We start from the raw sequence: 23,907 nt of genomic DNA on the forward strand, positions 1-23,907 counted from the left end.
GGACTTGCGTGTAAGTAACAAAAAAAGGAATTACCGTGATTTGTAACTCCTTTTAGTAACCTGAGGGAAAGTCTCACAGTCTATTCCGGATAGAAAATATAGTTATTTCCTTTCCGGGTATTTACATCATACTCATAAACTTTCCTGACGACTGGTAACAAAGATCCATGAAAGTCTTTTGAAACCAATGGGGATTTCACTCTGGCAGGGGTAAGAAAAGGATTCGGACATGGCCCGGTTGCCTTACGCAGTCCTTCCCCCTTTAAAGGAACATAAGAGCGCAAGCGCAGCACGCCACCAATAGTAGACCTGATTTTCAAGGTGCGGAGCTTATTTTTCTGCCATACTATACTAACCAGGAAACCACCACGCGCTCTTAATCCTTTTACCTGTCCGCTATGCCAGGCGTCAGGCAATGCCGGCAGGATATGTACAGCCCCATCCTGACTCTGAAGAAGCATTTCCGCTATTCCAGCAGCTACGCCAAAATTACCATCAATCTGAAAAGGTGGATGCGCGTCAAAAAGATTGGGGAAGGTCCTCCCCTTAGGATAATCTTTAGCCTTCTCTTCATCAGGAAGTAAATGCAGCATATCGCTGATAATTTTAAAGGCATGATTACCATCGAGCATACGCGCCCAGAAATTGATCTTCCATGCCAGACTCCATCCTGTTGCCATATCTCCGCGTTCGAGAAGGGTTATTCGCGCTGCCTCGAAGAGTTCCGGATGCAAATATGGGGAAATCTGATTACTCGGATAAAGCCCGTAGAGTTGGGAGATATGCCGGTGATGGTCATCCGGATCATCCGCATCCTGAAGCCATTCCTGCAATTGCCCATACCGTCCGATCTGCATAGGAGGCAACATGGACAAAGCATGATCGAGAGAATCTACATATATTGTATCCTTTGGATAAAGGAGTAGTGTGGCTCTTCGCACATTAGAAAACACGTCAAAGGCGATCTGGTTATCCATAGTTGACCCGGCCGTAACAGTTGTTCCTTTCCCCCTTGGTCCATGCTCCGGTGAAACAGTAGGCACCGTCTCTAACCAACCAGTACGAGGATCAATCTGCATATAATCCAGAAGAAAATCTGCCGCACCCTTCATCACAGGATACATCTTACGGAGAAATCTCTGGTCACCTGAAAAGAGATAACGCTGCCAGATATGAGTAGACAACCAGGCCCCGCCTGTAGGAAACATTCCCCATGTAGCGCCATCCACCGGCCCTGCAATACGCCAAAGATCCGTATTGTGATGAGCCATCCACCCCCTACAACCATACATTACCCGTGCCGTGACAGCTCCAGTATGGCTGAGGTCCTGCAACATACAGAAAAGGGGCATCTCCGCCTCAGGCAGATTCCCAGGACCGGCTATCCAATAATTCATCTCCGTATTGATGTTAATCGTATATTTACTGTCCCACGGAGCATAAAGTTTATCATTCCATACACCTTGCAGATTGGCCGGTTGTCCTCCAGGTTGAGAAGAAGAGATCAATAGATAGCGGCCATACTGGAACATCAAGGCCACAAGAGCCATATCCCTCCCTCCTGCAAAATCAGCCAGTCGGCGATCAGTTTCTTCACTAGATTTCTCCGAACGATCAAGAATCAGACTCACACGATCATATTGCCGGCCATAGGTCATCTGATGTCGCTTCAAGAGCATCGGATAATTGTATCTTAAGGCTTGCTGAAGTATCTGAACATTCTGCTTAGACGGATTTCCGCTGATATCATGATAATTAACAAAATTGGTTGAAGAAGTAATATAGATTGTTGCCTTTTGGGCTCCATCAATCACAATACTGTCTCCATAATCATGAATATGGCCATCACTGACTACATGGAAGCGACACTCAGCTGTAAGTCCGGCAGGTACACCCTCTTGTGCGACTCCTTTAATTGTAGCTATCAGTGTATGTCCCTCCACACGGTGGGATCCTCCTAACACGCAATGATGTCTCAGCGAGAAAGAGAGTGCTCCTTTCCGGTTGGCTTCCAATCTCATAACAATAACTTTATCAGCCAAAGAGGCAAAAATTTCTCTCTTGTAATCCACATTTCCAATAGAATAGGAAATATGGGCGACAGCTTTCTTCAGGTCCAGATCACGATAGTAATGACGCACGAGAGCAGCATCTTGCCCTTTCATACTCAAGAACATGCTCCCTAAGGTAAGGTATCTCATCCCATGAGGACCAACCACAAAATATCGGTTAATCAATCGATAGGCGGCCATTTCATCATTCGAGAAGATTGAATCTCGTACTGCTCTAAGGTGCACAAGTGCTTCCTTTCCATTGTTCTGGTATGGAGACCCCGACCAGAAAGTCTCATTATTCAACTGAAGTTCATCTTTTACGATTCCGCCGAAATACATTCCGCCCATTCTGGAATTTCCGATCGGCAGGGCCTCAAGCCATTCAGCAGCAGGACGGGTATACCAAAGTATGTTCTCTTGTGACCAGACAACATTGGTGAAGAACAGCATCAAGACCGTTAGAAAACAAAAATATCGTTTTTTATGCATCATTATGTTTAAACTTAAGTTTCTCACGATAGTTTTTCACATAGAGGAACCTTTAAGATAAGTGCCTGAACACATTGAGAATCCTTAGTTTTCATCGCTAAGAATAGCATTCACAGTATCCTTATGAATATTAAAGTATCGGGCCCACTTTTCAATATCCTGTCAGCCTATGGTTTTTCCTGACCTGATCATTCTAAAGTCAAGAAGATTGAAATAAAGGTTAACACTAACTTCCTTTTCATCATGGCACTTTACCTTCGTAGTTCTTTCCGACAAAGATAATAAATAATCTCTAAAAACTGCACTAAAATCACACATATACTTTACCGTTATTACCAAGTATCATAAACTTTCCACCATGTTACATTCCGAGCTACTTTTTACACAAAAGAAAAATCTGAACGCATTTCTTCAAAAAAAACAATTATATTTGCCTCATCAAAAACGAAATCATGAAGAACAAATATCTTTTCATACTCATCAGTATTCTCTTTTTATGCCAGCAGCGTTTAATGGCTCAAATCGGAAAACTCTACAGCACAGACAATCAGCTTGTCAGCAATTTCGTTACACAAGTATTCCAGGATCACGATGGTTTTATATGGATTACCACACGCAACGGACTAGACATCTATGATGGCTATCAATTCCGGACAATCTCAAAAGAAGCACCAGAAAACTACGGTCTGAAAAATAATTATGTAAATTGCATCACGCAAGACCGCAATGGAATGATCTTCTTAGGAACCAATAGTGGCATAGAAACTTACAATGGCAGTCTGTTCCATAGCATAAAGATGGTTGGACCTGATGGGAAAAAAATAAAAACTTATATTACAAACATCATTCAACGCCATAATGGCGACCTTATTGCCAGTTCATCCGGTTATGGCCTGATACGGATACGGGGAGGCATAGCCAAGAGCCTGGGCTACCCTTTCAAGAAATTCAGATATATAGAAAAGTCCATGGAAGATCATAGTGGAAAATTATGGATCATAACAGAAAATAACGGGCTTATCACCTTCAAAGGTAAACGAATATTCTGTTTTTTCAATGATCGTCAGCGGAGAGAATCTGTTCGGGATATTTGTGAAGACCAACACGGAAATATCTATGCCGCCCTGCTCAATTACGGACTTTACCGTAAACCGGCTAATAGCAACACCTTTACGAAAGTCCGACAGACAGGACACCTTCCCCTTATTTGCCTTACACTCTCCCATAAAGGAAATCTTTTATTGGGAACAGACGGACAAGGGATATATATTTACAATCCACAGAAAAATACACTTCAGAAAAATCCTTATTACAGCAGGGAAATTGATCTGTCCAGAACCAAAATCTGTTCTATTCTGGAAGACAGATATGATAATCTATGGTTAGGAATGCTCCAAAAAGGTGTCTTCATGCAACCTGCAGAGCGGATTCAATTTGGTTATATGGGCTACCGCCTGGGGCATGACAATGTCATTGGCGGCAACTGTGTAATCAGTACTCTTATTGACCATAAAAAACATATCTGGATTGGAACGGACAAGGATGGACTCTATGAACTGAACAGCCATTTCCAACTGATCCGTCATTACACGAACCTGCCTCTTTCTGTCCTTACGCTGGCTGAAGACTCTCGAGGACATATCTGGGCAGGATCCTGGCGTGAAGGTTGCGGCTATATTGATCCGTCATCAGGAGCATGGCATCCCCAAAACCTGAAACAAAATGGTGAACTTAGTGTCTTCGACATTGTCCCTGACCAACAGGGAAACCTGTGGTTCGCCACAATGGGAAAGGGACTGATCCGGCTGGACAGGAAAAGTCAGAGCATCCTGAATTACCGTATGATGAATGGAGCTGATCTGAACCGGCACAAAAACAGTATTCCTAACAATTATCTTTCTAAATTACAACTTTCCCGTGATGGACGCCGTCTGTTCATCGCTTCATCCGTAGGTATATGCTGCCTGGATCTCATCCATAACAGTTGGACGAGCACCTTCGGTTGCAACTGCCCAGACTATGGTACTTTTTCCAGAATCATCCGTGAAGATATTCATGGCAGAATATGGGTAGGCACAAATGAGGGCCTCTGTTGCTATAACCTGAAACGACATTCTCTGCACGTATACACTATCAACGATGGTCTTCCCGATAATGGCATTGCCTCCATAGAGCCCGACCAATCGGGTAATCTGTGGATCGGGACTAACCACGGACTTTCTAAATTTGACCCTGACAAGGGAAGGACGATGAACTTCTATGTCGACAACGGCTTGCAGAGCAATGAATTCTCTGATGGAGCCTCTTGCAAAACAGCTGAGGGAAAATTAATGATCTTCGGTGGAACAGGTGGTATCACATGGTTCAATCCAGAAAAGATCCGACAGCCCCAATGGCATGCCTCTGTGAAGATCACGGGATTCATTGTAGGCAGCGAACATGTCATCGCAGGAATGAAATCCGGGTTCTATCAGATTACTGACCGACCTGTCATCAACACCGATAAATTTAATCTCGCCTGGGCTGATAACTCCTTCTCCATACAACTTTCCACCCTGACTTTTGATAACCCTGACCATATCACCTATTTATATAAGATAAATGGAGAGAAATGGAAACGTCTGCAGCCTGGAGTGAATGAGATTACTTTCAGCCACCTGTCAGCGGGTACTTACCATTTTCTGGTTAAGGCTATAAACAATAATCTTGAATCCTCTCTCAAATCATTTTCCGTAGTTGTCCACTCCGCATGGTATGCCTCTCTTTGGGCACGTTTCATTTATCTTCTTCTTGCCACAGGACTTATCTATTGGCTGATAAGCAGCCGCAAGCATAAGGAACAAGCCAGACTGCGTATGCAGGAACATATCCACGCGGAACAGTTGGGAGAAGCAAAAATCAAGGCCTTCATGAATATCAGCCATGAGATCCGTACCCCGATGACACTTATTCTAACTCCTCTGCAGTCGTTGATGAAGGAAGATAAGAATACTTATAGAAGAAGCATGTATGAAATCATAAGACGGAATGCTACCCGTATCTTGCACCTTATCAATCAAATGATGGATTTACGGAAAATAGATAAGGGACTCATGAATATGCAGATGAAAAGAACCGATCTTGTCGCTTTCACAGATGATATCTATCGACTGTTTTCACAGGAGGCCGAAACCAGAAATATCAAATTCACATTTACTTCTGATGAAAAACCGATGAATGTATACATTGATCGTGATAACTTCGACAAGATCTTGATGAATTTATTATCCAATGCCTTTAAATTTACTTCTGCAGGAGGAAATGTGGAGATCATCCTGACTCACGACGAGAAAAATGCTCGTATCACTATCAAAGACGATGGGGAAAATATTCCGGAAAATAAGTTGGAAACCATCTTCCGTCGTTTTTACCAGAACCCATCGAATTCTAATGATACCCTGCCTGGAACAGGAATAGGACTGGACCTTACCCGGTCTCTCGTCGAACTTCACCATGGTACGATCATCGCACGGAACAACCAGAACGGTGAGAAAGGCTGCAAATTTATTGTCACTCTGCCTTTAGGCTGTGCTCATCTTTCACCGGAAGAATTAACGGACGAAAATAATGATGACTGTCATCCATTGAAAGTCCAGTCTGACAACACGATTCCGGAAAGACCAGGACTTAATAAGGAAGAACTGTTCAACAAACTTTCCACCCGCAAACGCCAGACTATAGTCATTGTTGAGGATGACGAAGATATTCGCAACTATTTAAGATTACAACTGAGAAAGGACTTTAACATTCTGGTTTGTGGAAATGGAAAAGAAGCACTAAAGGTTATCTGCCAAGAAATCCCGGCTTTGGTGATCAGTGATATCATGATGCCTGTAATGGATGGAAACACCTTGTGTGCAAAAATCAAATCCAACATCAACACCAATCATATCCCGGTCATCCTCCTCACGGCAAAAAGCCGTGATGAAGACCGCCTGGAAGGTCTGGAAACAGGAGCTGACGCATATATAGTAAAGCCCTTCAATATGGACATCCTAAAAAGGACAATCACCAATCTGCTAAAAGAAAGAGAAATTCTCCGTAACAAATTTGTCGGAAATGAAGACCGTGATAACGATTTGAATCCTGTAAATATCGAAACACCTGATGACAAACTCCTGGATAGGATCATGTCTGTCATAAACAAGAATCTCAACAACACAGAACTAAATGTCGAGATGATTGCCAATGAAGTGGGAATCAGCCGTGTGCACCTTTACAGAAAGATGAAAGAACTCACCAACCAGACACCGCATGATTTCATTAGAAATGTCCGATTAAAGCAAACCGCCTGTCTGTTTACAAAAGGTCATCAAAACATATCGGAAGTCATGTATGCCTGCGGATTCAGTAATTTAACCTCTTTTTCTACCGCCTTTAAAAATTTCTATGGCATGTCTCCCAGGGAATATATGAAAAGGCATCAACAAGAAGGAAAAAGTGATACTAATGCATAAAACGGATCATTTTATAAAGTTGGGCTTTTAACCATCTTATTATGTTTCAGGAATAAAGTGACTCTGATAATATGGTTGTTGTTTACAGTATACCTCTGATTTTAGGGCCTTAAAGTCCCTTGACACCTGATTCCGGGGGGTACATGGAGGAGCAATATGTGGCAGTCTGTACGGTGACCAAAATGCACCATTTTGGTCCTTGTGTTCTAAAGAATCTGGTCACAATTAACCATTATGTGAAAGAATCAGTGATTATGATTCTGACTTACCGTTAAAAAAACAACAATATTATTTGAACCCATAAAACCTCACTTCCACAGATGCAGATACAGAGACTCTTTCGGAGCTGATATAGACAGATTTACGCCACTGAAATTCCCTTCATATTCTTAAAAAGTGTTATATTTACACTATTATTTAAAGAAAAAGAGAATGAAAGGGAAAAGAATAAAAGAAAATTGCTAATTTTACACTCAATAAGTCAAATCTCTTAATAATCACTCAGGAATGAGAAACTTAAAAAATCTATTTTTGGGAGCAGGAATAACAACAATGTTGCTTGCCTCATGTGGTGCTAACCAAAATGCACAAACCACAGTATCTGGCCTTCACCCAGCAGATTTTGATTCAACAATCAATGGGAAAAAGACCGAGTTGATAACACTTAAGAACAATAAGGGAATGGAAGTATGCCTGACCAATTATGGAGGGCGTGTGGTATCCATCTCAGTGCCTGACAAGAACAACAAACCTACAGATGTAGTACTGGGCTATGACAACATCCGCCAATATGCAGATACCTTAAACAGTCCATCTGACTTCGGGGCTTCTGTAGGCCGCTATGCAAACCGTATCAAGAATGCAAAATTGACAATAGGTGGGAAGACCTATAAGTTACGTGCCAACGACCATGGCAACTGTCTCCATGGTGGTGGAAACACAGGATGGGCTAACAAGATCTATGACGTAAAAGCCCAAACAGATTCATCCGTCGTCTTTGCCCTCACTTCACCGGACGGAGCCAACGGTTTCCCGGGAACCGTCAAAGCTACTGCTACCTATACTGTAAAGAACAACAACACCTTGGATATTGTTTTCCAGGCTACGACAGATAAAGAAACGGTGGTCAACATGACCAATCATTCCTATTTTAACCTGAACGGTGATCCTTCAAAAGTTGGTACGAACCAGGTTTTATATATCAATGCTGACAAATTTACTCCATCGGATAAGTACTATATTCCAACGGGAGAAATCAAAAGCGTAGCTGGGACGCCTATGGATTTCCGGACACCTCATGCCATCCAGAAGACAATTGTAGACACGACATACGATCAAATCAGAAATGCGACCGGCTATGACCATAACTGGTGTCTGAACACCTTTAAGAATGGCAAGGGCAATGACACAAAAGTTGCAGCCAGTCTCTATTCACCCCAAACAGGAATTTTGCTCCAGGTCTTTACCAATGAACCGGGCCTTCAAGTTTACACAGGGAACTTCCAGGGCACCGGGATTGCTTGCAAACACGGCATCAAATACCCGAAACATGTGAGTGTCTGCCTGGAAAGTCAAAAATATCCGGATTCTCCTACCAAAATTATGGAGAAGACCAAAGGATGGGAGTTCTCTAACCCCTATTTGAAACCTGGACAAAAATACTATTCTCACCTTGCCTTTAAATTCAGTGTAAAAAAGTAATCTAAACAACAACAATCTTAACACAAATCAAGAACAATGAATTGGTCAATACATGAATTCATATGGTTGGACTGGGTCGTCCTGTTCCTGGGAGTTATCCTGATCGGATGGGCTGTCATGCGTGCCATAGCAAAAGAAAAGAGAAGAGAGGGGAACGAGACCTCTGGAGGTTATTTTCTGGGAAAAGGTGAACCCTGGTGGGTGATCGGTGCGGCCATATTCGCCGCCAACATCGGGTCTGAGCATCTTGTCGGCCTGGCCGGAGCAGGAGCCAAAACCGGTTTCGGAATGGCCCACTGGGAAATGCAAGGTTGGTGCATCCTCTTGTTGGGATGGCTTTTTGTACCTATCTACCAACACGCTAAAGTGTTCACCATGCCCGAGTTCCTGAGTCGCCGCTACACAAGGAACACGAGCAGTTGGCTCAGTATCATCACCCTGGTCTCCTATATTCTTACCAAAGTCAGTGTCACTGCCTTTACGGGTGGTATCTTCCTGGAGAGTTTGATGGGACTCAATTTCTGGGTCGGAGCCATCGGACTGATCATCATCACAGGTATCGTCACCGTGATAGGTGGGATGAAAGGGGTCATGACCATGAGCAAAATCCAAACCCCTATCCTGATCATAGGTGCGTTTCTGGTCCTGTTCCTGTCTCTGGCCGTCCTTGGCGGAGGCAATATCGCACACGGCTGGCAAAATATGATAGCTGCAGCAAGTACGTTGGACAATGGCTACGGGACAAATCACCTCGTACACATGGATTCCAATGATCCGCTTTTCAGTCAGTTTCCGGGCATAGGCGTCATTATCGGTTCAGCCATCATCGGTTTTTGGTATTTCTGTACTGACCAGCACATCGTCCAGAGGGTTTTGGGTCAGGGTGACCACGAGAGTGATGAGGCCGTCATGCGCCGCGCACGTCGGGGCACCATTGCCGCAGGTTATCTGAAATGTCTCCCTGTATTCATGTTCCTGATTCCGGGTATGGTCGCCATGGCACTCGCCAAGAACCATGTTGACGGATTCACGATGAGCAACCCTGACGAAGCGTTCGGCCTTCTCGTCAAATTCGTCCTGCCTGCAGGTATCAAGGGACTCGTGACGACAGGTTTTATTTGTGCCTTGGTCACTTCTCTGAGTGCTTTCTTCAATTCCTGTGCCACGCTCTACACCGTCGACTTCTACAAGCCACATCACAAAGAAGCCAGTGAGAAAAGACTGGTATGGGTGGGCCGTATTGCGACAGTCACTGTCGTCATCATCGGAATGTGCATGATTCCGCTAATGGCCGGAAAGGGACTCTATGAATATCTGCAGGACGTCCAGTCCATTCTCGCCCCTGCGATCGTCGCCGTATTTGCAATGGGTGTCTTCACGAAGAAGATTACACCTAAAGCCGGTGAAGTCGGTATCATTACTGGATTCCTCATTGGTATGGTCCGCTTTATCACTCAGATTGCTCCGGTAAAAGATGCACTGGATGCAACCTCCCTGCACAACGGTTTGGGTTGGTTCTGGGATTCCAACTGGCTGATCTTCGAGATTTGCCTATTGATCCTGACCATCATCGTCATGATCGCTGTCAGTTTCTTTACCAAACAAGCGAGTGAAGAACAACTCAAGGGTATCACTTATCTGACCCAAAGCAAGGAAGAGCGCCAGGAGACACGACGCAGTTGGAACAAGTGGGATGTCATCGCCTCTTTGGGCGTTGTGGCACTGATCGTCGTTTTCTACGTCCTCTTCTGGTAACAATACGGCAGTTTGTCCGGACCACAAAGTCCGGATGGATTGCCTTCATCAATTAGTACAACAGTGTTATGGATAATTTTTATGGAGAACATTCCAAACTCTTAGTCTCTGTGGACTGTATTGTCTTGGGATTCGAAAAGAAACAACTCAAACTCCTCATCGGAAAACGTCAGATGGATCCGGGACGAGGGGAATGGTCACTGTACGGGAGATTCGTCGGCAGCAATGAAAGTTTGGAAGAGGCAGCCCACAAGGATCTTCTCGAATTGACGGGGTTGGATCAACTCTATATGAAACAAGTGGGAGCATACGGTGCCATCAATCGTGACCCCGGTGAGCGGGTCATCTCCATAGCCTATTGCGCTCTGATCAATGTCAAGGACTATGATGACCAACTGCGGAAGCAATATGGCTTGGAATGGGTCGACCTGGAAAACATGCCTCGACTGTACTCTGACCATAACAAAATGGTCAAAGACACCATCGCCATGCTAAGGCGGCATATCAATACAGAACCGCTGATCTTCCACCTCCTCCCCGAACTCTTCACGCTCACCCAACTTCAGAACGTCTATGAAACGGTTCTTGACGAGAAGATCGACAAGAGGAATTTCCGTAATCGACTCAAACAATTGGATTTTATCGAAAAGACAGACCTCATAGATAAACTATCATCTAAAAGAGGGGCTGCACTTTATCGTTTCAATAAACGGATCTATTTGGAAGATCCTGTATTCAAACTATAATAGATTTAAAATAAAAGATATGCTGGAAGAACTGAAAGAAAAGGTCTTTAAGGCCAACTTGGATTTAGTAAAGCATCATCTCGTGCTGTTTACATGGGGTAATGTTTCCGGTATCGACCGCGAAAAAGGATTGGTTGTCATCAAACCGTCAGGAGTCAACTATGACACGATGAAAGCTTCTGATATGGTTGTCGTCGATCTCGCAACCGGAAAAGTTGTAGAAGGTGATCTGAACCCTTCCTCTGACACGCCCACCCATTTGGTGCTCTATCGTCATTTCCCGGAAATTGGGGGAATCGTCCATACCCATTCCACCTATGCTACGGCATGGGCACAGGCAGGCAAGGACATTCCGAATATCGGGACCACACACGCTGACTATTTCCATGATGCCATCCCCTGCACGGCTGATATGACCAAAGATCAAATGGATGAATATGAATACAATACGGGGATCGTCATTCTCAACCGGTTCAAAAAGGATCATATCAACTATGTCCATACACCGGGCGTATTGGTCAAGAATCATGGACCCTTCACTTGGGGAAAAGACCCTGACGAGGCAGTCTATCATGCCGTCGTAGGGGAACAAGTAGCGAAGATGGCATTCATCTCGTTCTCCGTCAACCCGAATACGACGATGAATCCCCTTCTCATCGAGAAGCATTTCAGTCGCAAACACGGTCCTCATGCCTATTATGGACAAAAGAAGAAATAAATCGTATAGAGTCTGTCACACTCGAAAGAGGTCAGACTGATACAATATTCAATAACTAAAAACAAAATATTACTATGGTCAAGACATTTGAAAATTTTGAAGTATGGTTTGTTACCGGCGCTCAACTCCTCTATGGTGGAGACGCCGTCAAACAAGTGGATGGACATTCTAAAGAGATGGTAGACGGATTGAACAAATCCGGTCGTCTGCCTATTAAGGTGGTCTATAAAGGCACCGCCAATAATACCAATGAAGTTGCTGCTGTGATGTCTGAAGCAAATTGTGACAAGAAATGTGTCGGCGTCATCACATGGATGCATACCTTCTCTCCTGCAAAAATGTGGATCCACGGTTTGCAGATTCTGCAGAAGCCCCTCCTCCATCTCCATACCCAGTACAACCAGCATATTCCTTATGACACGATGGACATGGACTTCATGAACCTGAATCAAAGTGCCCATGGTGACCGCGAATATGCGCATATCATCGCCCGTCTCCGGAAACCTTGCAAGACGGTCATCGGCTATTGGAAAGACGGCAAGACACAAGACCACATTGCTGTATGGGAGCGTGTCTGTGCTGGTTGGGCTGACGCTCACGATTGCCTGATCCTCCGTTTCGGTGATCAGATGAACAACGTCGCCGTGACTGATGGCGACAAGGTTTCTGCCGAACAGGTCCTCGGCTATCACGTAGACTATTGTCCTTTCTCTACCGTCATGCAATACTTTGACAAGGTCAAAGACGCTGAAGTGGACGATCTGGTACACAATGTCTATTTCAAGGAATATACCGTAGCAGACAATTTGAAAGACAAGAAATCTGAAGGTTATAAGAAGATCTGGAATTCTGCAAAGGCAGAACTGACCCTCCGTGCCGTTCTCAAAGACTTCGGTGCCAAAGGATTTACGACCAACTTCGATGACCTGGGCGATTACAATGTCGAGAAGACTGGCCGCGGCTTTGATCAGATTCCTGGACTCGCTTCTCAGCGCCTGATGCATGACGGTTTCGGTTTCGGAGCGGAAGGTGACTGGAAGAGCGCCGCACTCTATCGTACGACATGGTTCATGAGTCAGGGACTAGGAGCTGGCACCTCTTTTCTGGAGGATTATACCCTTGATTTCGACGGTGACAAGACAGCTATCTTGGAATCCCACATGCTGGAGGTCAATCCGGACATCTCTGAAGAAGCAAAACCTCGTCTGGAAGTTCACTTCCTCGGCATCGGAATCAGAAAGAGTCAGACGGCACGCCTGGTATTTACCACCAAGCAAGGCCACGGTATCACAGCTACCATCGTAGACCTCGGCAACCGCTTCCGCCTCATTGCCGATGATGTCAACCTCATCAAGAGCAAGCCACTGCCCAAACTGCCTGTCGCTTCAGCACTTTGGATCCCTGAGCCAACATTCGAGAAAGGCGTGGGATGCTGGATGGAAGCCGGTGGGGCACATCATTCCTGTTTCTCTTTCGGTCTGACGGACGAATTCTGGCGCGATTATGCTGTCATAGCAGACATCGAAGCTTGCATCATCAACAAGGACACCGATCCGGAACAGTTCAAGAAGGAATTGCGCTGGAACGAAGTTTACTATTTGCTGCATAAAGCTCTCCGCTGATGAACAATGACCGGACGGAATACATCTGTCCGGTCATTTATATTCTGACAACTTGGAAGATTCATCTCTAGAAGAAAAGGAATCTTTCTATGAAAAAGATCTCGCATCAAAAGGTAAGACCTTCTGACTTCTTTTAAGATAGTTGGATGGAAGACTCAATATGCTTTCATCCATCTCGTGAAAAGATGCAATTCAAAAAGATGGATCATACCTTATAACTGAACTAACTAAAGAATTTATTATGGCAAAATATGTTATCGGCCTCGACTATGGAAGTGATTCAGCGCGTGCACTTATCGTAAATGCCGAATCAGGAGAAATCCTGGCCACCAGTGTAAAATATTATCCCCGCTGGCAAAAAGGATTATATTGCAATCCTAAAACCAATCAATGGCGTCAGCATCCTAAAGACTATCTGGAGGTCCTCGAGTCTTCCGTCAAGGAAGCTTTGAGTAAATGTCCTTCTCAAGTAGCTAAAGAGGTGGTAGGCATCGCTTTCGATACTACCGGTTCAACTCCTGCTTTAACTGATAAGAACGGGACGCCACTGGCTTTGCTGCCTGAATTTTCAGAGGATCCCAATGCCATGTTCATCCTGTGGAAGGATCATACGGCTGTAAAAGAGGCTAAGGAAATCAATGAGAAAACGGCCCGCTATCCTGTCAATTATCTCAAATATGTGGGCGGAATCTATTCGGCAGAATGGTTCTGGGCCAAAGCCATGCACATCCTTCGAGAGGATAAGGCAGTGGCAGAAAAAGCCTGTTCTATCGTCGAATACTGCGAATGGTTGCCTGCCGTACTGACAGGCACGACTGCACTGGACCAACTGACCCGTTCACGCTGCGCAGAGGGACACAAGGCGATGTGGAATGCAGAATGGGGAGGATTACCACCTGTAGACTACTTCGAATTCCTGGAGCCTAAACTGAAGACCATCCGTGAGCATATCTCCAACAAGAATAAGACAGCTGCCGAACCGGTAGGACATCTCTGCAAGGAATGGGCTGACAAACTCGGTCTCAGTGAAAATGTCGTTGTTGCCGGAGGCGCCTACGACTGTCATATGGGAGCTGTCGGCGCCGGTGTGACACCCCATACCTTAGTTCGTGTCATCGGAACTTCGACCTGTGACGTCATGGTCTCATCCTATCAGGAAATAGGCAAAAATTGCATCAAGGGAATCTGTGGTCAAGTTGACGGCAGCGTGATCCCCGGCATGGTCGGGCTCGAAGCAGGACAGTCCTCTTTCGGAGATGTCTATGCCATGTTCCGGCATATTCTCGAATACCCCATCCGCAACTTCTTTGCAGACAAATTCTCAGAAGAAGAACTCGACAAGATCTGTGATAAAATCATTCCCCAACTGACAAAGGATGCAGAAAAGATCCCCATACAAGAATCTGTAATGCTCGCCACAGATTGGGTGAACGGCAGGAGAACACCTGACGCCAACCAATTCCTGAAAGCGACCATCTCAGGGTTTACACTGGGCACGACGGCTCCGCAGATCTTCAGGTCTCTCGTGGAGGCGACAGCCTATGGCACGAAAGCCATCGTGGACCGCTTTGAAGAGGAAGGTGTCCCCATCAATAACGTGATAGGGATCGGCGGCATCGCCCTGAAATCGCCTTTTGTCATGCAGACGATGTGTGACGTGATCAACAAACCGATCAAAGTCTGCAACACCGATCAAGCCTGTGCCTTAGGTGCTGCCATGTTTGCCGCTACCGCTGCCGGCGTCTACCGCAAAGTGGAAGATGCCAGCGCTGCCATGAACAGCGGGTTCTCTAAAGAATATGAACCGAATCCGGAGAATACGCGTTTGTACGCACCGCTCTATCAGAAGTACCTCAAACTTGCGCAGTTTACAGAAAAAGAATTCTATCACGACTGATACAACTAACTTATATACTGAAAATCATCTCAAATATTATCTTTAATCAAAACATAAACATGAAACGATTGTTCACGACAACATTCTTTGCAATGGCAGTCATCATTGCTGCATGCGGTCAGAATGCGACCTTGACGATTCAGACCAATCAAGGCAAACAGAAAATCAACAGAGAGATTTACGGTCAATTCGCAGAGCACCTGGGCTCTTGCATCTATGGGGGACTATGGGTAGGTCCCTACTCCAATATCCCGAATGTCAAAGGGTATCGCAGTGACGTCCTCCAGGCGCTCAAAAATCTGAAAGTTCCTGTATTGAGATGGCCGGGAGGCTGCTTCGCCGATGACTATCATTGGATGGATGGAATCGGCCCTCAAAGCCAGCGCCCTACACTGCGCAACAATAACTGGGGGGGCACGATAGAAAACAATTCCTTTGGTACCAATGAATTTCTCAACCTCTGTGAGATGCTCGGATGTGAACCTTACATCAGTGGCAACGTCGGCAGTGGAACGGTCAAGGAGATGGCCCAGTGGGTGGAATATATGACCTCTGACGGGGATACGCCAATGGCCAGACTTCGCCGGCAAAACGGGAGAAACCACCCCTGGAAAGTCAAGTACTTCGGCATAGGCAATGAAGCCTGGGGATGCGGTGGCAATATGCGCCCGGAATACTACAGTGATCTCTTCCGCCGCTACAACACCTATCTGAGAGATTACAGCGACAGTACCAAACTCTTCCGCATTGCCAGTGGGGCAAGTGGCCCTGACACGCACTGGACTGATGTACTCATGAAAAACATCGGTAACCGGATGCAGGGTATCTCCCTTCACTACTATACCATAAGAGACTGGAAACATAAAGGCTCTGCTACCCGCTTCTCCAACAAGGAATATTACCAAACCCTCTATACCTGTGAACAGATGGACACCATCATCAAACAGCAATCTGCCGTCATGGACAAATACGACCCGCAGAAGAAGATAGGACTCATGGTGGACGAATGGGGCACATGGTGGGATGAAGAGCCCGGTACGATCAAGGGGCATCTCTATCAGCAGAACTGCCTTCGCGATGCCATGGTGGCCGCACTGACCCTGAATATCTTCCAAAAACATACTGATCGTGTGAAGATGACCAATATCGCGCAGGTCGTCAATGTCCTGCAGTCCATGATCCTCACTGATACCATAGGCAAAGGTCATATGGTTCTGACACCTTCATATTATGTCTTCTCTTTGTACAAAGGTTTTCAGGACGCCACCTATCTCCCAACCTCACTGGTATGTGGAAATCATACCGAGGATCAGGAATCCGTCCCTCTCATCAGTACATCAGCAGCCAAGAAGAAAGACGGATCCATCATCCTGTCACTCTGCAATATTGACCTGGAACATTCTCAAAATATGTCTATCCGCCTGAACGGCGCTTCTCCAAAGAGCGTAAGCGGACAAATTCTGACTTCTAAAAATATCAATGACTTCAATGATTTTCAGCATCCGGATATTGTAAAACCCGCTAATTTCAAGAATGCAAAATTAAAAAATAACGTTCTGGAATTGAAAATCCCTGCAAAATCCATTGTAGTATTGAATATAAAATAGTACTTTTGTAGGAGCGATAAAATAAAACAGTAATGAACGATAAAAAAATAATGAACCATGCAGCTGACAACATCCGTATCTTGGCTGCATCAATGGTAGAAAAAGCTAATTCGGGTCATCCGGGCGGTGCTATGGGTGGCGCTGATTTTATCAATGTTCTTTTTTCAGAATATCTGATCTATGATCCTGATCAGCCTGAATGGCCGGGACGTGACCGCTTCTTTCTGGATCCGGGTCACATGAGTCCTATGCTCTATTCAGTACTCCTCCTTTCCGGTAAATTCACGATGGACGAAATCAAGACTTTCCGTCAATGGGGGTCACCTTGTCACGGTCATCCGGAGAGAAACGTGGAAAGAGGCATCGAGAACACTTCCGGTCCTCTGGGACAGGGCCATGCACTTGGTGCAGGGGCTGCTGTCGCAGAAAAATTTCTGGAAGCACGCTTGGGCAGGACTATGATGCAACATACGATCTATACGTACATCTCTGATGGCGGCATAGAGGAAGGTATCTCACAGGAAGTAGGACGACTGGCAGGCGCCTTAGGACTGAACAATCTGATCATGTTCTATGACTGCAACGGTATCCAACTTTCGACAGAGACGAGCATCGTCATGGCTGAAGATACGGCCATGAAGTACAGATCATGGAACTGGAACGTCATCGAAATCGACGGAAATGACGTGGACCAAATCCGCAAAGCTCTGAACGCAGGTCTTGCAGAAAAGAACCGCCCTACTCTCATTATCGGTGATACGGTGATGGGCAAAGGATCTCTCAAGGCAGACGGAACAAGTTATGAACACAATGTAAAGACTCACGGCTCCCCCTTAGGAGACGGTGCTTTCATCAATACGATCAAGCATCTTGGCGGAGATCCCGAGAATCCTTTCGTCATCTTCGATGATGTCAAGAAACTGTATGCCGACCGCCAGGCAGAATTGAGGAAGATCGTTGCCAAGCGCCATCAGGAAGAAGCCCTCTGGGCTAAAGAGAATCCGGAGAAGAAAACTTTAATGGATACATGGTTCAGCGGCCGTCCTCCAAAGATAGACTGGAGCAAAGTAGTACAGAAGAACGGATCCGCCACTCGTGCCGCCTCTGCAGCATGTCTGAAAGTTCTCGCTCATGAAGTTCCTAACATGATCTGTTCATCTGCCGACTTATCCAATTCGGACAAGACCAACGGGTTCCTCAACGAAACCCACAGTTTGCAAAAAGGTGATTTCAGCGGAGCCTTCTTCCAGGCAGGCGTCAGCGAGTTTGCTATGGCCGACATGTGTATGGGCATGATGCTCCACGGTGGTGTCATTGCCGCTATGGGGACTTTCTTTGTCTTCTCCGACTATATGAAAGGTGCCATACGTCTGGCAGCACTGATGGGTGTACCTGTCAAATTCATCTTTACCCACGATGCTTTCAGAGTAGGTGAAGACGGACCTACACATCAACCGGTCGAGCAAGAAGCGACACTGCGGCTAATGGAACAACTCAAGAGACATAACGGCAAAGACGGTCTACGTGTCTTCCGGCCTGCTGACGCAGACGAAACGACAGTTTGCTGGCAGATGGCAATGGAGAACATTGATTCCCCGACGACCTTTATATTCTCGAGACAAGGGATTGCAAAACTTCCGGAGGGCAATGACTATCAGATGGCCAGAAAAGGCGCTTACATTGTTGCCGGCTCTGATGAAAACCCCGATGTCATACTCGTCGCTTCCGGTTCTGAAGTTTCCACGCTTGAGGCTGGCACTGTCCTCCTTCGCAAGGACGGCATCAAGGTACGCGTCGTCAGCGCACCTTCAGAAGGTCTGTTCCGCGAGCAGTCCAAGGCCTATCAGGAAAGTGTACTGCCCAAAGGCTCTAAGATCTTCGGAATGACAGCCGGACTTCCAAGTACACTTCTAGGACTTGTCGGCACTGAAGGAAAGATCTTCGGTATGAACACTTTCGGATTCTCGGCACCCTATCAGGTACTGGATGAGAAACTAGGGTTCACTGGAGAGAATGTATACAAACAAGTAAAGGAATTCTTAGCAGAATGATCCGTACGGGCAGAGAAGGGCAACCTTCCCTGCCCTGTATGATAACCAATGATTTTTTATGGAAACAAAGACAGTAGGAATAGCTTGTGACCATGCCGGATTTCCTATGAAACAGTTTGTCCTTCAATATTTAATTAAAAAGGGATATGAAGTCAAGGATTTCGGCACTGACAGTTTGGAAAGCGTAGACTATCCTGACTATGCACACAAATTGGGTCAGGCCATCGAAAACCATACGGTTTATCCCGGAATAGCCATTTGCGGGACGGGCGAAGGCATGACAATAACTTTGAACAAGTATCCGGATATCAGGGCAGGATTGGCTTGGAATGAAGACATTGCAAGTTTGATACGCCATCACAATGACGCAAATGTACTGGTACTGCCAGGCAGGTTCATTTCCCTGATGACAGCAGCAAAGATCCTCGATGCTTTCTTCGCCTCATCTTTTGACGGTGGTCGTCATGAAAGGAGAATAAAGAAGATATCCCACCTCGATGAATGTGCAGAATGAACCCTGACATTCAGTCAGGTACGGTCATTCAGTCGTATCTCTAAAGATACAGTACTATTCCGATAACACAAAAACAACCCCGAAAGTTTCATTCAACTTTCGGGGTTGTTTTTTTCTTGAGACTTCGATTAGAAAAAGGAACATCCTGAACTTCTTCAGGAATCACACTTCAAAAGTTTTAAATTCGACTTTTGGAATGTGCTCCGAAACAACGGACCTCCTCACACCAACAGTCAGGTGCCAAGGATGAAATCCTTACCGTTGCTTTTTCGCCTTGGGAGCAGTTTTCTCACCCTTCTTCTCAGAGCCGATAGGCAACTTGAACTGATAACTCTTGTCGAAGACCTTCCGGACATCATTGATTTCCACGAAAGTCGTTCCGCCACCTTCGCCAAAACTGCCACTCAGATAAGCGATTTTGTCTTTCATTCCCAAGTAATGCTTCAATCGGAGCATTCTGACAGCCGCAGTAAACATCTCCTGGTTGGAGATCTCACCTTTCTGATAGACGGCAGCCACGCCATAACTCAGATTCAGCCAACGCTGTGTCTTCTCCTTATAGCAAATGGCAAAGATAGGAGTAGGTCCGCGGAAGGAAGCCAGATAACGGGCTGTCTGCCCCGTCTCACTATCCGTTATGATCCCCTTGACACCCAGTTTCCGAGTAGCCTCAATTGTAGCGTGAGCCAGGAACAGGCGTTGGCTTATCGGTTGCTTTCCTGTCGTCGGATCGATGTCATTCAAAGGATCCCGGTCCTTCTCAGCCTGTTCAGCAACACGAGCCATCGTTTGAACTGCTTCGAGCGGATACTTGCCCATAGCCGTTTCACCACTCAGCATCAAAGCGTCAGTACGGTAAAAGATAGCATTGGCAATATCCGTCACCTCAGCTCGTGTCGGACGCGGGTTACCGATCATCGTATGGAGCATCTGCGTAGCGACAATGACAGGTTTACATTTCATGACACACTTCCGAATGATGCGGCGCTCGATACCGGGGATACGCTCAATAGGCACTTCTATACCCAGGTCACCACGGGCAACCATGATCCCATAACTGGCATCGATGATCTCATCAATATTGTCCACGCCTTCCTGGTTCTCAATCTTGGATATAATCTTGATATCACTATGATGGGCATCCAGTATCTTCTGAACGGCATTGACGTCATCAGCAGAGCGGACGAAGGAATGGGCAATGAAGTCAATGTCCAGATCGATAGCCAACTGTATATTCCGCTTGTCCTTCTCGGTCAGGGCTGGCAGGTCAATATGTTCGCCGGGGACATTCAGACTCTTATGAGCCCCCAAAACACCGTCATTGAGGACTTGGGCAACCAGCATAGGTCCCGTATTGTCAATCACCTTCATATCGATGGCACCATCGTCAAACAACAGGTCGTCGCCGATCTTCACGTCATCCGTAATATTCGTATAGGTGACATTGATGATATCATGGGAAGTATCCATTTCAGGACGTCCGAAGACTTTCACAATGTCCCCTGTTTTATAAGGTATAGGTTCCTTGACATCAGTGGACCGGACTTCCGGACCTTTCGTATCAATCATAATGCCGATATGGGGCGAAACGGCCCTGACATTTGCCACAATCTTACGAATCCCATCTTCAGTTGCATGTGCCGTATTCATGCGCACAATGTTCATGCCGGCATGGAAAAGTTTACGTATAAAATCCTTATCGCATCTTAGGTCACTTATAGTAGCTACTATCTTGGTTTGTTTCATATTTTAAAAGCTAATTGTTTATCTTGCAAAGTTAACAAATTTATCACAATCGAAAGAACGTATAGGAAAAAATAAACGGCAGAGTCAGCAATATGATTTTAAAAGTAAGATTTTCAGGCAGTTAGAAATATTATTTAGCAAAAAAGTAAAATAGATTTTCATATTCCGATAAAAAGCACTATCTTTGCAATTCATTGAAATAAATAATAAAAGATATTGTAATACAATGACTAAAGCAAAGATCATAGCAGAAGTTGCAATGGCCACAGGCATGTCAAAAAAAGAAGTAACGGCTGTCATCGAGGCATTTATGAGCAGCATTAAAAAGAATCTGTTGAGCAGGGAGAATATCTATCTGCGCGGATTCGGAAGTTTTATCATCAAGCACAGAGCAGCCAAGACCGCTCGCAATATCTCCAAGAATACGACGATGACGATTGCTGCCCATGACCTCCCGAGTTTCAAACCTGCAAAAAGTTTTATTCAGGAAATGAAGAATGAATAAATTCCTTCGTCACCTATCTGAAGATCAGAATTAAAATATCAATATTTAATTTTTAGTATTATGCCAAACGGAAAGAAAAAGAAGGGCCACAAGATGGCTACACACAAGCGTAAGAAGAGATTACGCAAGAATAGACATAAGAGCAAATAGCTCCAGTCTGTTCAGACTGAGGGTGTGCCGTAGAGCGGATCAACTCTTTTTGGCCCACCCTTTTTAATTACTTATTCTAAATTAAGAGCCATTTGATGCAGAATGACAGGCAAAAGATTTTGCACGCCATATCAATCTAATCTATTATCAGGTACAACAGTAATGCATTTGCCCCATGAATAGACAATAAGTCAAATGGTCAAATTAGTTCAACGGAAAGAAATGACCAGCGAAGTTGTAATTGATGTACAACAGAAAAAAATTGCTATTGCCTTACTGGAAGACCAGCAATTGGTAGAATACCAGGAACAGACAAGGGAAGCTTCTTTTTCTGTTGGGAACATCTACGTGGCAAAGATCAAAAAACTGATGCCCGGGCTGAACGCCTGTTTCGTAGATGTTGGTTATGAACGCGATGCCTTTCTTCATTATCTTGATTTAGGAAGTCAATTCAACTCTTACCAAAAGTATCTGAAACAGGTACAAAGTGATCGCAAGAGACTTTATCCATTTGCAAAAGCATCCCACCAACCAGATCTGGACAAAGCTGGCAGCATTGCACAAGTGCTCTCAGTCGGCCAAGAGGTCATGGTTCAGATTGTTAAAGAACCCATTTCTACTAAGGGCCCCCGTCTTACGGCAGAATTATCCTTTGCAGGGCGCTTCTTGGTACTCATCCCCTTTGGAAATAAAGTCTCTGTATCTTCAAAAATCAAAAGCGGCGCTGAAAGGGCCAGACTCAAACAACTCGTAAGCAGTATCAAACCTGGGAATTGCGGTATTATCGTAAGGACTGTGGCTGAAGGCAAACGGGTTGCTGAACTGGATGCAGAACTGAAGGTTCTCACCAAGCGCTGGGCTGATGCTATCGTCAAGGTCCAGAAGACCCAAAAGCGTCCCCAACTGATTTATGAAGAAACTGATAGAGCCGTCGCCTTGCTGCGCGACCTCTTCAACCCCACTTACAAAAGCATTTATGTCAATGACAAAGATGTTGAGCAAGAGGTAAAAAACTATATCTCGATCATTGCCCCGGAAAAGACGGATATAGTCAAACTTTACAAAGGTAAGGTTCCAATCTTTGACAATTTTAATATCACCAAACAGATCAAAGCCAGTTTTGGTCGTGTCGTGAACTATAAGCACGGCGCTTATTTGATCATCGATCATGCAGAAGCACTGCATGTGGTGGATGTCAACAGTGGAACACGTACCCACGAGAAGAATCAGGAAGCGAATGCTTTAGATGTTAATTTAGGTGCTGCGGACGAGTTGGCACGACAGTTGCGTCTCCGTGATATGGGAGGCATCATCGTTGTCGACTTCATTGATATGAGTATGGCGGAAGACCGCCAAATGCTTTACGAGCGCATGTGCAAAGACATGCAGAAGGATCGTGCCAGACACAACATCCTTCCTCTGAGCAAATTCGGTCTGATGCAAATTACCCGTCAAAGAGTACGTCCGGTCATGGAAGTAAACGTGGAAGAAACCTGCCCTACATGTAACGGCACTGGAAAGATCAAAGCCAGTTTCCTGTTTACTGACCAACTCGAGCGCAAGATTGACCGACTAGTCAACAAGATCGGTATCAAGAAATTTTATCTGAACGTACATCCCTATGTCGCCGCCTATATCAATAAGGGAATTTTCTCTTTGAGATTAAAGTGGCAACTCAAATACGGATTCGGCGTACACGTTATTCCTTCTCAGAAATTAGCTTTCTTGCAATATGAATTTTTCGACAAGAATGGCCAGTTTGTAGACATGAAGGAGGAACAAGAAACAAAGTAAATTATTTCTAAAACTCAAAAGGTCCCTGATGAGAAATCATCAGGGGCCTTTTTGATACACAA

Annotated in this window: 14 protein-coding genes; 12 read left to right on the forward strand and 2 right to left on the reverse strand. The window is 45.2% G+C overall.

The window, feature by feature from the left end; all coding sequences use genetic code 11:
* Positions 1-80: 80 nt before the first annotated feature.
* On the reverse strand, positions 81-2,543 hold the full coding sequence (locus NG821_RS02385; RefSeq protein ID WP_252760093.1) for a glycoside hydrolase family 95 protein: 2,463 nt from the start codon (positions 2,541-2,543) through the stop codon (positions 81-83).
* Between the two features lie 452 nt (positions 2,544-2,995).
* Between NG821_RS02385 and NG821_RS02390 the strand changes: the two genes are divergently transcribed.
* From NG821_RS02390 to rpiB, 10 genes are all read left to right on the forward strand, one after another.
* Positions 2,996-7,039 (forward strand): hybrid sensor histidine kinase/response regulator transcription factor, encoded by a 4,044-nt coding sequence (locus NG821_RS02390; RefSeq protein ID WP_252760059.1) that lies wholly within the window; start codon positions 2,996-2,998, stop codon positions 7,037-7,039.
* Between the two features lie 507 nt (positions 7,040-7,546).
* A complete protein-coding gene (locus NG821_RS02395) occupies positions 7,547-8,740 on the forward strand; it encodes an aldose epimerase family protein (RefSeq protein ID WP_252760060.1) in 1,194 nt (397 codons plus the stop codon).
* A gap of 36 nt (positions 8,741-8,776) precedes the next feature.
* The gene (locus tag NG821_RS02400; RefSeq protein ID WP_252760061.1) at positions 8,777-10,495 is read left to right on the forward strand and encodes a sodium:solute symporter; all 1,719 of its coding nucleotides are present in this window, start codon (positions 8,777-8,779) and stop codon (positions 10,493-10,495) included.
* A 68-nt stretch (positions 10,496-10,563) separates the two neighbouring features.
* Positions 10,564-11,241 (forward strand): NUDIX hydrolase, encoded by a 678-nt coding sequence (locus NG821_RS02405; protein ID WP_252760062.1) that lies wholly within the window; start codon positions 10,564-10,566, stop codon positions 11,239-11,241.
* Positions 11,242-11,260: 19 nt separating this feature from the next.
* On the forward strand, positions 11,261-11,959 hold the full coding sequence (locus tag NG821_RS02410) for an L-ribulose-5-phosphate 4-epimerase (protein WP_252760063.1): 699 nt from the start codon (positions 11,261-11,263) through the stop codon (positions 11,957-11,959).
* Positions 11,960-12,033: 74 nt separating this feature from the next.
* The gene (araA, locus tag NG821_RS02415) at positions 12,034-13,581 is read left to right on the forward strand and encodes an L-arabinose isomerase (RefSeq protein WP_252760064.1); all 1,548 of its coding nucleotides are present in this window, start codon (positions 12,034-12,036) and stop codon (positions 13,579-13,581) included.
* A 241-nt stretch (positions 13,582-13,822) separates the two neighbouring features.
* Positions 13,823-15,478, forward strand: a complete 1,656-nt coding sequence (locus NG821_RS02420) for a ribulokinase (RefSeq protein ID WP_252760065.1) — start codon at positions 13,823-13,825, stop codon at positions 15,476-15,478.
* Positions 15,479-15,537: 59 nt separating this feature from the next.
* On the forward strand, positions 15,538-17,085 hold the full coding sequence (locus NG821_RS02425; protein WP_317233069.1) for an alpha-N-arabinofuranosidase: 1,548 nt from the start codon (positions 15,538-15,540) through the stop codon (positions 17,083-17,085).
* A 32-nt stretch (positions 17,086-17,117) separates the two neighbouring features.
* A complete protein-coding gene (locus NG821_RS02430; RefSeq protein ID WP_252760066.1) occupies positions 17,118-19,136 on the forward strand; it encodes a transketolase family protein in 2,019 nt (672 codons plus the stop codon).
* A 58-nt stretch (positions 19,137-19,194) separates the two neighbouring features.
* A complete protein-coding gene (gene rpiB / locus NG821_RS02435; RefSeq protein ID WP_252760067.1) occupies positions 19,195-19,650 on the forward strand; it encodes a ribose 5-phosphate isomerase B in 456 nt (151 codons plus the stop codon).
* Between the two features lie 255 nt (positions 19,651-19,905).
* Here rpiB and pyk read toward each other — a convergent pair whose 3' ends face one another.
* Positions 19,906-21,396: a pyruvate kinase gene (pyk, locus tag NG821_RS02440; RefSeq protein WP_252760068.1), complete on the reverse strand. Its 1,491-nt coding sequence runs from the start codon at positions 21,394-21,396 to the stop codon at positions 19,906-19,908.
* 226 nt (positions 21,397-21,622) lie between these two features.
* Between pyk and NG821_RS02445 the strand changes: the two genes are divergently transcribed.
* Positions 21,623-21,901: an HU family DNA-binding protein gene (locus NG821_RS02445; RefSeq protein WP_252760069.1), complete on the forward strand. Its 279-nt coding sequence runs from the start codon at positions 21,623-21,625 to the stop codon at positions 21,899-21,901.
* Between the two features lie 372 nt (positions 21,902-22,273).
* On the forward strand, positions 22,274-23,845 hold the full coding sequence (locus tag NG821_RS02450; protein ID WP_252760095.1) for an Rne/Rng family ribonuclease: 1,572 nt from the start codon (positions 22,274-22,276) through the stop codon (positions 23,843-23,845).
* The last annotated feature ends 62 nt before the right edge of the window (positions 23,846-23,907 follow it).

This window comes from Segatella cerevisiae (assembly GCF_024054555.1).
Lineage (GTDB): Bacteria > Bacteroidota > Bacteroidia > Bacteroidales > Bacteroidaceae > Prevotella > Prevotella cerevisiae.

Coding starts and splice junctions, on each gene's coding strand:
- NG821_RS02385 (WP_252760093.1), bottom strand. CDS start 2,543: ATGCATAAAAAACGATATTTTTGTTTTCTAACGGTCTTGATGCTGTTC.
- NG821_RS02390 (WP_252760059.1), top strand. CDS start 2,996: ATGAAGAACAAATATCTTTTCATACTCATCAGTATTCTCTTTTTATGC.
- NG821_RS02395 (WP_252760060.1), top strand. CDS start 7,547: ATGAGAAACTTAAAAAATCTATTTTTGGGAGCAGGAATAACAACAATG.
- NG821_RS02400 (WP_252760061.1), top strand. CDS start 8,777: ATGAATTGGTCAATACATGAATTCATATGGTTGGACTGGGTCGTCCTG.
- NG821_RS02405 (WP_252760062.1), top strand. CDS start 10,564: ATGGATAATTTTTATGGAGAACATTCCAAACTCTTAGTCTCTGTGGAC.
- NG821_RS02410 (WP_252760063.1), top strand. CDS start 11,261: ATGCTGGAAGAACTGAAAGAAAAGGTCTTTAAGGCCAACTTGGATTTA.
- araA (WP_252760064.1), top strand. CDS start 12,034: ATGGTCAAGACATTTGAAAATTTTGAAGTATGGTTTGTTACCGGCGCT.
- NG821_RS02420 (WP_252760065.1), top strand. CDS start 13,823: ATGGCAAAATATGTTATCGGCCTCGACTATGGAAGTGATTCAGCGCGT.
- NG821_RS02425 (WP_317233069.1), top strand. CDS start 15,538: ATGAAACGATTGTTCACGACAACATTCTTTGCAATGGCAGTCATCATT.
- NG821_RS02430 (WP_252760066.1), top strand. CDS start 17,118: ATGAACGATAAAAAAATAATGAACCATGCAGCTGACAACATCCGTATC.
- rpiB (WP_252760067.1), top strand. CDS start 19,195: ATGGAAACAAAGACAGTAGGAATAGCTTGTGACCATGCCGGATTTCCT.
- pyk (WP_252760068.1), bottom strand. CDS start 21,396: ATGAAACAAACCAAGATAGTAGCTACTATAAGTGACCTAAGATGCGAT.
- NG821_RS02445 (WP_252760069.1), top strand. CDS start 21,623: ATGACTAAAGCAAAGATCATAGCAGAAGTTGCAATGGCCACAGGCATG.
- NG821_RS02450 (WP_252760095.1), top strand. CDS start 22,274: ATGACCAGCGAAGTTGTAATTGATGTACAACAGAAAAAAATTGCTATT.